General features: G+C 40.4%; 13 protein-coding genes and 1 pseudogene. 4 read left to right on the top strand and 10 right to left on the bottom strand.

Annotated features, from left to right (window positions below):
- Positions 1-1,065: WD40 repeat domain-containing protein (locus ACFFAP_RS14530; RefSeq protein ID WP_375511859.1), on the top strand; the 1,065-nt coding region annotated here is incomplete at its 5' end.
- 55 nt (positions 1,066-1,120) lie between these two features.
- Here ACFFAP_RS14530 and ACFFAP_RS14525 read toward each other — a convergent pair.
- From ACFFAP_RS14525 to ACFFAP_RS14515, 3 genes are all read right to left on the bottom strand, one after another.
- Positions 1,121-1,324 carry a hypothetical protein gene (locus ACFFAP_RS14525; protein WP_100899691.1) on the bottom strand — a complete coding sequence of 68 codons (204 nt, stop codon included), beginning with the start codon at positions 1,322-1,324 and terminating at the stop codon, positions 1,121-1,123.
- 10 nt (positions 1,325-1,334) lie between these two features.
- Entirely contained in the window at positions 1,335-1,898 is a 564-nt protein-coding gene (gene def, locus ACFFAP_RS14520) for a peptide deformylase (RefSeq protein WP_375511858.1), read from the bottom strand.
- 1,076 nt (positions 1,899-2,974) lie between these two features.
- Positions 2,975-3,262 (bottom strand): Mo-dependent nitrogenase C-terminal domain-containing protein, encoded by a 288-nt coding sequence (locus ACFFAP_RS14515; protein ID WP_375511857.1) that lies wholly within the window; start codon positions 3,260-3,262, stop codon positions 2,975-2,977.
- A 182-nt stretch (positions 3,263-3,444) separates the two neighbouring features.
- Between ACFFAP_RS14515 and ACFFAP_RS14510 the strand changes: the two genes are divergently transcribed.
- From ACFFAP_RS14510 to ACFFAP_RS14500, 3 genes are all read left to right on the top strand, one after another.
- Positions 3,445-3,729 (top strand): hypothetical protein, encoded by a 285-nt coding sequence (locus tag ACFFAP_RS14510; RefSeq protein WP_375511856.1) that lies wholly within the window; start codon positions 3,445-3,447, stop codon positions 3,727-3,729.
- Between the two features lie 114 nt (positions 3,730-3,843).
- The gene (locus ACFFAP_RS14505; protein ID WP_375511855.1) at positions 3,844-4,746 is read left to right on the top strand and encodes a cell division protein FtsX; all 903 of its coding nucleotides are present in this window, start codon (positions 3,844-3,846) and stop codon (positions 4,744-4,746) included.
- 64 nt (positions 4,747-4,810) lie between these two features.
- Positions 4,811-5,620, top strand: a complete 810-nt coding sequence (locus ACFFAP_RS14500; protein ID WP_375511854.1) for a DUF3598 family protein — start codon at positions 4,811-4,813, stop codon at positions 5,618-5,620.
- Positions 5,621-5,661: 41 nt separating this feature from the next.
- Here ACFFAP_RS14500 and ACFFAP_RS14495 read toward each other — a convergent pair whose 3' ends face one another.
- The 7 genes and pseudogenes from ACFFAP_RS14495 to ACFFAP_RS14465 all read right to left on the bottom strand — a co-directional run bounded on the left by ACFFAP_RS14495 (position 5,662) and on the right by ACFFAP_RS14465 (position 8,335).
- Entirely contained in the window at positions 5,662-5,748 is an 87-nt protein-coding gene (locus ACFFAP_RS14495; protein ID WP_375511861.1) for a hypothetical protein, read from the bottom strand.
- A 118-nt stretch (positions 5,749-5,866) separates the two neighbouring features.
- Positions 5,867-6,001, bottom strand: a pseudogene (locus tag ACFFAP_RS14490) (DUF5615 family PIN-like protein); the annotation flags it as partial.
- A complete protein-coding gene (locus ACFFAP_RS14485; RefSeq protein ID WP_174712394.1) occupies positions 5,998-6,222 on the bottom strand; it encodes a DUF433 domain-containing protein in 225 nt (74 codons plus the stop codon). The pseudogene ACFFAP_RS14490 and the gene ACFFAP_RS14485, both read right to left, overlap by 4 nt.
- 127 nt (positions 6,223-6,349) lie before the next feature.
- On the bottom strand, positions 6,350-6,583 hold the full coding sequence (locus tag ACFFAP_RS14480; protein ID WP_375511853.1) for a DUF3349 domain-containing protein: 234 nt from the start codon (positions 6,581-6,583) through the stop codon (positions 6,350-6,352).
- 316 nt (positions 6,584-6,899) lie between these two features.
- A complete protein-coding gene (locus ACFFAP_RS14475) occupies positions 6,900-7,118 on the bottom strand; it encodes a type II toxin-antitoxin system HicB family antitoxin (protein WP_100899697.1) in 219 nt (72 codons plus the stop codon).
- Positions 7,115-7,339, bottom strand: coding sequence for a type II toxin-antitoxin system HicA family toxin (locus tag ACFFAP_RS14470; protein ID WP_375511852.1), 225 nt, complete (start codon positions 7,337-7,339; stop codon positions 7,115-7,117). The genes ACFFAP_RS14475 and ACFFAP_RS14470 overlap by 4 nt, the downstream gene beginning before the upstream one ends.
- 102 nt (positions 7,340-7,441) lie before the next feature.
- Positions 7,442-8,335 (bottom strand): hypothetical protein, encoded by an 894-nt coding sequence (locus ACFFAP_RS14465; RefSeq protein WP_375511851.1) that lies wholly within the window; start codon positions 8,333-8,335, stop codon positions 7,442-7,444.
- Positions 8,336-8,488: the final 153 nt, after the last annotated feature.

The following is an 8,488-nucleotide window of genomic DNA, read 5'->3' as shown; positions in this document are numbered from 1 at the left end:
AGATGCTTGAGAACTTTGAAGGGTTACACTAATTGGGTGTGGTCTGTAGCTTTCAGCCCCGATTCTCAAATCTTAGCCAGTGCCAATGATGACTACACAGTTAAGCTGTGGGATGTAAACACAGGTGAGTGCCTTAAAACTTTGAAGGGTCATACAAATGGAGTGCGATCGGTCGCCTTTAGTCCCAATGGCCAAATCCTAGCTAGTGCCAGTGATGACCAAACTATCAGGTTATGGGATGCTAACACTGGTATATGTTTCAAAACTTTGAAGGGACATACTAATTGGGTATGGTCAATTGCCTTCAGCCCCAATGGTAATATCTTAGCTAGCGCTAGTGACGATCAAACAGTAAAATTATGGGATGTGAATACTGGTAAATGCTTCAAAACTTTGTTAGAAGACATTAACAGAATATGGTTTGTAGCCTTTAGTCCCAAGGGTGACATTTTAGCTGGTGCTAGTGAAGACCATACAGTGAAATTGTGGAACCTTAGCACCGGTCAATCCCTAGAACCTTTGAAAGGACACACTAATTGGGTAAGGTCAGTAACATTCAGTTCTGATGGTCAAATGATAGCCAGTGCCAGTGAAGACCATACAGTGAGATTATGGAAGGCTAGCACCAACGAAAGCCCAGAACCTCTAGAACCTTCTTTGAAGGAACACACCGATAAAGTCCGAGCCGTTGCTTTCAGTCCTCAAGGTTATACAATTGCCACTGAGACTGATAAAGTTAGCTACATTTTGGCCAGTGCTGGTGATGACAATACCCTGAAAATCTGGGATGTGAACACTACTAAATGCCTTAAAACGCTGCTTGGACACACCAAGAGGATATGGTCAGTCGTCTTCAGCCCCAATGGACGATTCCTAGCGAGTGGTGGTGAAGACGAAACCGTGAGGATATGGAATGCAGACACTGGTCAATGTTTGAAAATTCTCAGTATCCCCAAACCATACGAGGATATGGAGATTATAGGCTCTATTGGTTTAACAGCAGCTCAGTTGGCAACACTGAAAGCTTTAGGGGCAGTGGAAGATGGGAGTAAAAATAAAAGGTAAAAGGAGAAAATTTGCATTCTATTTCATCCTTTTACCTTTTTTATGTACCTGATGCTTATTTCATGTTAGCCCTTGCGTCCTTCACTGCGGCAAAGAAAAATAATCCTGTGAGTGGAATGCTCAATGCCAGGATAATCGCAGTGGTCGTGAAACCAAAATCTGGTCGTCCGTAACTGAGTTCAAAAATCGAACCGACAGCCGCGATCGCACTTACACAAGAACCACCCAGAAATAAACCGCTTTTTGGAGTTAAATACACAACTAGCCCCCTATGTTATTGGTTTCACCGCTTGATACGAGAAGCCATTCTTAGATAGCTCCTGGACTAAAGTCAAGGAGTTTTCCACACGGTCTACAAATACCACGCCGTTAAGGTGATCCATTTCGTGCTGAATGCAGCGTCCCAGGAGGTCATTAGCCTTTAATGTCCGAGGGCGACCGTACTCGTCTTTATAGGCAATTTCTACGACTTCGGGCCGCTTTACGTCTAGATATACGTTGGGAATACTCAAGCATCCTTCTTGGGCAACCGAGATGTCGCGGCTTACTTGTTTAATAATGGGGTTAATCAGCACCAAGGGCTGATTAGCTGCGTTCTCTGGTTCCAGGTCGATGACAATTAGTTGTTTGTGAATTCCCACTTGGGGTGCAGCCAAACCAATGCCATCTTTGCTATACATAGTTTGCAACATTTCGCGCACCACTTGGCGGAGTTCGTCATCAACTTTCGCAACTCGCTTTGCAGCTTGACGCAGCACGCGATTGCCTAAATAATGAAGCTCCAAAGGTGGATTTTTTAACTTTTTTTTCTCTACAGCAATTTCAGAAGGCATGAGTCTTGATGGCTAGATGGTGAAAATTCCTACTATCTTAATTCTATAAGACTCATATTTAATTTTTGAAATCCACGTCGGGGAGCCAGTGCTTTGCGGAGGTTTCTGACGCTCGATAGCGCAGCGTCGGAACGAGCGTCCGTCTCGCTCTAAGCGAACGCGAGTGCGTCTGGTAGAGAAGAAGTCATAATTTTATCTAGGGTTACGTCATTAAACAGTACCTTTCAAGCTTCTGAGTCTTATTTAAGTAAATTGTGATAACAAATAAAACTAGATTCAGTCAAAAACTACGCAAATAATAGCCAAAACCCTTATTTTCACGTAGGGGCAATTCATGAATTGCCCCAGAGCGTGTGTACTTTTGCGTAAGTCCTATAAGTAATGTAAAAAATCTTGAGATTAGTTCACTACAAACCTTGAATTATTCACACCGCTCTACTTAATGTGAAATTGATCGTAAATCGTTTGACCAAAAAATAATTTGGATGGAGAGTGAGAATGAAAAAAATGTATGTAGTGATGCATAGCGCATATTTACGGCATCCCGATCGCAGAGCAACTAAATTTATTTATGGTTACTGAGCGACTTGTACTGAGCTTGTCAGCCAGCGTAGCCGTAAAGCCTGCGGCATAGCTACGCTTAGGTCGAAGCCTCTTCTTCGAGTTGGGCGTAGTTGAAGTAAGTCGAAAGGAGCCGAAGTATGGAGTTCAAAATTCAATACAGTTCAGTTAAGCATTTCTTTCTTCTCTTTGCGTCCAACTCTTAGAGACGCTACGCGATGGCGTCCAACTCTTAGAGACGCTGTGCGTTCGCAAAGCGTTCCGAAAAAAAGGCGGTTCGTTCAAAAAATTGACTTTAACAAAGAGTTTTAGCCTTAACCCAAGCGTATTGGTTCAAAATTCTTGAATGAGTGAATGCGTGAATGCGTGACTTCCCCGAACGCGAATTTATCTCCAAGAGTTGGGGCTGACAGCCCATTTCTGATTCACATCTGATTGCAATTAGGATTTCTATACAAGATTTTTATTAGTAAAAAGATTTGTTCAATCTATTTTTTATTGATGAAAACCTATATTTAACAATATTTTCTCGCATCCTCACCACATTCATTGACTAAATATAATAAACACTTAAAACGAAGAGCAACTATTTGTTCATAGAGGGGGTTAATTTTACATAAAGGTGGAATCTGGAACAGAGTCCGACCGAAAACTGTAACAGTTCTCTCAAAAGGGCAATTGGAGGGAATTACTTTGCACAATAGTTTGGCTAGATGATAATCATGTATTTCTACGGACTCAAGTTGATATCGGATCTTGCTTAATAAATTATTATCCAAATTGGCTTTCTTTAATAAGTTCATAATTTAAAGTTCCTTCAATCAATCTTGTTTGTTCCTTTAAATTTACAACTATCCTCAGATACTACACATCGTAAAATTACCAAACTATTTTCCCCATTTTTTTAAGTCAGTTATAAAAACAGTAAAATTGCTTAGAAACCAGAACAGGTAGCCAGTTGTTATCAATAACTGTAGGAGTGACAGTGAGTGTATCTATCGCTCTTCCATCACTCTTGGAGAAAGAAATCGCTGCAAGGCTTACGATAGTTCACTTTCCAGGTTTTGGCTACATTTATGAATTTATATTAGAAAATAAAGCCTCAAACCTTGATTTAGTCATAGTTTCAGTTTTCTGCTTCGATTATTGTTTTCTGAGAGTGATGAAAGAGCGCTATGGTGAATGGCACGAAGATAAGGTAAATGGTCAAGACAGCAAGAGGGTACAGGAGGAAAGGAGCAGGAAGGAAGTAGCAATCTATAAAAGCTGATGTATTGGCAAACTTTGCACTATTGACTATAAATAAGTAGTGTTATTGACGCAAAGACGCAAAAGCTGAACTTAACGCCAAGGTGCTAAGTTCATTCAAATTTTGAGGTTATCTATGTTTAAATCTTTGACGAAACTTGACTACCTGCTCAAAGAAACTTTCCTCGGTTTACTGCGGGGAGGTTGGATGAATTGGGCAGCTGTAAGTACTGTAACCGTGTTACTGTTTTTATTCGGCTTGAGTTTGCAAACCTCTTGGCAAGTTGAAAAACTCCTCTACCAGTTTGGTAGCCAGCTAGAAGTATCAGTTTATCTCGAACCGGATACGCAAGTCGAAACCATTGAGCCAGTGATCGCAAAAATGCCAGAGGTAGCGGCGATGCAAACCATTACCAAAGAACAAGCTTGGATTAAGTTAGTTAAGGAAATGAGAATTTCTGATATTGAGGGGGCTACGCAGCAGCTAGGTGAGAATCCTTTAGTTGATGAGATGAAGGTCAAAGCGCGTAATTCTCAAGTTGTACCAACTTTAGCAACGCAGTTGGCTAAATTGCCAGGAGTTGATACGGTGGAGTATGTGGATGAAGCAGTTAAACGCATTGCCCAATTGCACCAAGGTCTGAACTGGATTACTTTAACAATTACGATTATTCTGACTTTAACAGCGATCGCAGTGACTACTACGACAATTCGCCTGATTGTCATGGCGCGACGCCAGGAAATTGAAATTATGCAACTAGTGGGAGCAACCTCTGCTTGGATTTACCTCCCGTTTATTTTACAAGGAATTACCTTTGGCTTAGTTGGTGGTGCGATCGCTTGGAGTTTCATTTCAGTGATTCAACAGTTTCTCGGTAAGTTGCTAGCCAATCAACCTGAATTTATTCAAGCTATCACCAACGGGGTGCAACTCACTCGATCCCAAATTTTACTCTTACCCCTGATTCTTTTGAGTTTCGGTTCAGCTGTAGGATTAATGGGAAGCTTATTCGCTGTCCGACGTTTTGCCAAAGGTTAGTCATTAATCATTGGTCATTGCAAAGGACAAATGACTAATGACTAATGACTAATAATAAAACCTTATGAAATCGCAATGGGAATGTTTTCTGCAAAATCTTGGTGTATGGGAAGGTTCATTTACCAACTTTTCTCCTGAAGGTATACTTCTGACCGATACTCCTAGCCATCTTTCTCTAGAAGGTTTAAACAATAACCAGACAGTGCTACTAACTCTGAGTCGTTCGGGAAAAGATGATCTGATTAAAGAATATAGTTCTGTGGGAGGGGGTGTACTTTTTTTTGAAAATGGTTCATTTTCTGAAGGTTCAATTCAGCTAGGGCCATTTTCAGAATTCGGTGCGGAACTCGCTTTTATTTATGAAAATCGCCGCTTACGTCTGGTGCAACTGTTTGATAAGACAGGTAATCTAAGTAGACTAGTTCTAATTCGAGAACATCTAGCTGGAACCTCAACAACAGAATGTCCACCCTTGCAGATAAATGACTTGTTGGGAGAATGGCAAGGCCAAGCAGTGACAATATATCGAGATTTGCGATCGCCTGATATTTACTCTACAACTTTGAAAATACAACTTGATGATACTGGGCGATTAATTCAAAGTACTTCTTTTGGGGAACGTACAATTACCTCAACTGCTACCATTAAAGGTTCCATCGTTCTCTTTGACCAAGATCCCCAAAAGGAAGTACAAGTATTATTGTTACCTGATGGCGCTTCTGCAACTTTTCCTTTAAAGGTGCAATTACGTCAACCATTATTTTTGGAAGCGGGTTGGTTAATCCAATCAAACCTACGCCAGAGGATGATTCGCAGTTATAACGATAAAGGCGAATGGGTTAATCTGACATTAGTTACTGAAGAAAAAGTGTAAGGGATTTGAGAGTGCGATCGCACTTTGGTTAGCCTCCACCATTAATCCCCTCTGATTTCGACTAACGCTTCACCAGATCGTAAAAGCTCTAATGCTTCTGGCAATGTTGAATTCAGAATCTCTTTCAATCGGGCATTTGACGTATTGCCACATGTCAACCAGATAACTTGTGGCGGTGTTCCAAGACGATCTAATTAAGTCAGCAAAGTCACTGTCTTTGGTGATGAAGATGACTCCTCTAGCCCTTGCTGCCTCGAAAATCTCAGGATCTTCGGCATCTCTTAGCCCAACATCACGCAAAGCTAATGCGGTTATGCCGAATGTGATGGTGATCCAAGTTGCAATTGCGGGTGATAGATGTGCATCTACCCAGATTGTCATGCAACCAAAACGGGATGATTGAGCTTACGTGAAGCGTACACAAGTGCTGCTTTAAGATCATCCGCTTCTAAATCGGGCATTTCTTCTAAGATTTGTTCGGCACTCAGTCCAGCCGCAAACAAGTCGAGTACATCTGATACCCGAATTCTCATGCCCCGGATACAGGGACGACCACCACATTGTTTGGGATTAACTGTAATTCTTCCAAGTAAGTCTGACATACGGTTTCACTCGGAGATAGTCTTTAACCCGGTATATGTAAGGTAGGCGCTCTTTACATCACTTCTTACAATTTAACGTGATGCTTCTCCACTTTGTGAGCATCAAGAAAATGGAGCGATCGCTTCATTACTCATCTGCTAACCACTTTTCATAGTTGCAACTTATCAGCTCTTGCTTGACGGAATCAATGGCCTCATCTGAAAAACTCGTCATTGACCCAACTCGATAGACATCATTTAGGACAATATGGTAATCTTTTCCGGTATACTCAGCAACCACTTGAGCTAAACTGCGATCGGACATATTTGTGTAAAGTATTGATAGCAAAGGTAAGTATCCCCGATCATTAATGCCTTGCAAAAAAGCACACTAGAACAACTGATAAGTACTTGCTAAATGGGCTGGTATTGTCTTGTGCATAATTCAGCTACCATTTATATGGTACCTGAAGAGAAAATTGAGCGATCGCCCTATCCATCTTATACCAAATTATTGTAAAGCTGCATGAAACAGGATAAGGGTGAAAGGATTGCCAAGCAAAGGTTTTAGCTTTCTAATTCTATGCAACTTCATACAAAATTGGTATTAGAGAGATTATATTACTTACTCAACACCCCCACAGTTCACCAGAGGCATATCAGCAGTGAACATTTCCTTTGAGGTTTTGGAATGGTAATCAGGCAATTTGAAGCGTGCTAGGTTCAGGAATAGATTCACCTTCTACTTGCCAAGCTTCCAAGTACATTTCAATCACTTCTTCACCATTACGAATAGCTTCCTCACGAGTTTTGCCATGAGTGCAAGGCATAATAACGCGATCGGCAAACTCTGGAATCGTGACTAGGAAAAGCTGATCTTCATCAGACCATTGAAGAATCATACTGTATCGATTCATAAATCCTCGTCCTCCCTTAACTCTTGGAGTTCAGTCAATAAACTTGCTAACTGTTTTTCTAGGTAGATTGGCACATCGTCTCCATCCTTACCGGGAATAGTTAGTGTTTTTTTGAGCAAAGGATGTAGCCAACGCTCATGACTACCTTTGCCACGCTTAGGCAAATAAACGAATCCTTCACGCGCAATCTGAGCTTTTAATTCCCGAATTTTCCTGGGCATGAATGTTATCTATTTTTCTACCCTATTTTCTCACGACCAAACTCAGCATCAGGACTTTCGACCGTTCACTCCAATCGAATTGTTGTGCTGTGGTGCATAGTGCTACTGTTCATCCATCCACTCGGAACAAGACTCACAGAAACCAAAGTTCCAGGAAAAACCTGTCATGACTTCCCCACATCTACCACACTCTGTTAGAGGATTAATACTATTGCACTCTGAGTTGCTACAGATACCTTCAAATTCCCCAAGCGTAATCAGACTTTCTTGATAGCAATCTGGGCATATCGTAAATGGAAAGTATGCTCCTTTATTGACTCTATATTCTTGCTCTATTTCTTGAATAATACGACTATGGTTACGCTTAAATTTTCTAAGTTTAAGCTGAATATCTTGATTCCACTTTTGTTTTTTTTGGTGCTCGATACGTTTCCATATTGAATCAATAGTATGTATTTTTTTCTGAAGTTCTAAGCTTTCAGATGAAGCTTCAATATTTATTTGAAGCTCGTTAACAAGAAATCTATCAATTAACTCCAAAAACTTTGAAATATTCGTCCATAAACGATATTTATTAGTGGAAACTTTATAATGCTCAAACTGGTTTCTAATATCCTGAACAGTCCTAATTACTTCAAGCTCATCGTTAGAAAATATAACTTTTGGGTCAATCTCAAGCCTTTCTAATGCTTCATCCAGGTCAATTGTATTAGGAGTCTTCCCAGAAGATATTTTTTGTTTTACTTCATTGACTCGCCCTTTAAAGATAAGTTCTGGTAAATGACGGGAAAGACGTTCTTTAAGAAGCAATAAAAAGCCAGAAAATAGATGCAACACACCATACTTGTAGCTACTTATAGTTATATGTGTAGCGCTGGAATACTCTCTAAGCACATGGGCTTCATCAAAAAGTTCATCTATACCCTTAAGTATGAAGTCAACTCCATTATCAAGCAAGTTAAATTGAAGTGTAGTATCAGATTTTTCGTTACTCATGGAAAATTTTGTTATCCGAATCTCGGCTTCTCACAAATAACCTCGAAATTGCGCCCTAAGCCTGAAAAAGCTACTGCATCAAATGTCCTATACAATTTGGCCTCGCTTAAGCACTATTTTTACATAACAGGAAAAGCTATGTTAAAAAGTTTA

Origin of the sequence: uncultured Nostoc sp. (assembly GCF_964245575.1) — a bacterium.
In the GTDB taxonomy this organism is placed as follows: domain Bacteria; phylum Cyanobacteriota; class Cyanobacteriia; order Cyanobacteriales; family Nostocaceae; genus Nostoc.
Note: the sequence above shows the minus strand (reverse complement) of the source record. Positions and strands in the feature narration are given on the sequence as shown.

Coding starts and splice junctions, on each gene's coding strand:
- ACFFAP_RS14475 (WP_100899697.1), bottom strand. CDS start 7,118: ATGAATCGATACAGTATGATTCTTCAATGGTCTGATGAAGATCAGCTT.
- ACFFAP_RS14505 (WP_375511855.1), top strand. CDS start 3,844: ATGTTTAAATCTTTGACGAAACTTGACTACCTGCTCAAAGAAACTTTC.
- ACFFAP_RS14485 (WP_174712394.1), bottom strand. CDS start 6,222: ATGTCAGACTTACTTGGAAGAATTACAGTTAATCCCAAACAATGTGGT.
- def (WP_375511858.1), bottom strand. CDS start 1,898: ATGCCTTCTGAAATTGCTGTAGAGAAAAAAAAGTTAAAAAATCCACCT.
- ACFFAP_RS14500 (WP_375511854.1), top strand. CDS start 4,811: ATGAAATCGCAATGGGAATGTTTTCTGCAAAATCTTGGTGTATGGGAA.
- ACFFAP_RS14465 (WP_375511851.1), bottom strand. CDS start 8,335: ATGAGTAACGAAAAATCTGATACTACACTTCAATTTAACTTGCTTGAT.
- ACFFAP_RS14470 (WP_375511852.1), bottom strand. CDS start 7,339: ATGCCCAGGAAAATTCGGGAATTAAAAGCTCAGATTGCGCGTGAAGGA.
- ACFFAP_RS14515 (WP_375511857.1), bottom strand. CDS start 3,262: ATGAACTTATTAAAGAAAGCCAATTTGGATAATAATTTATTAAGCAAG.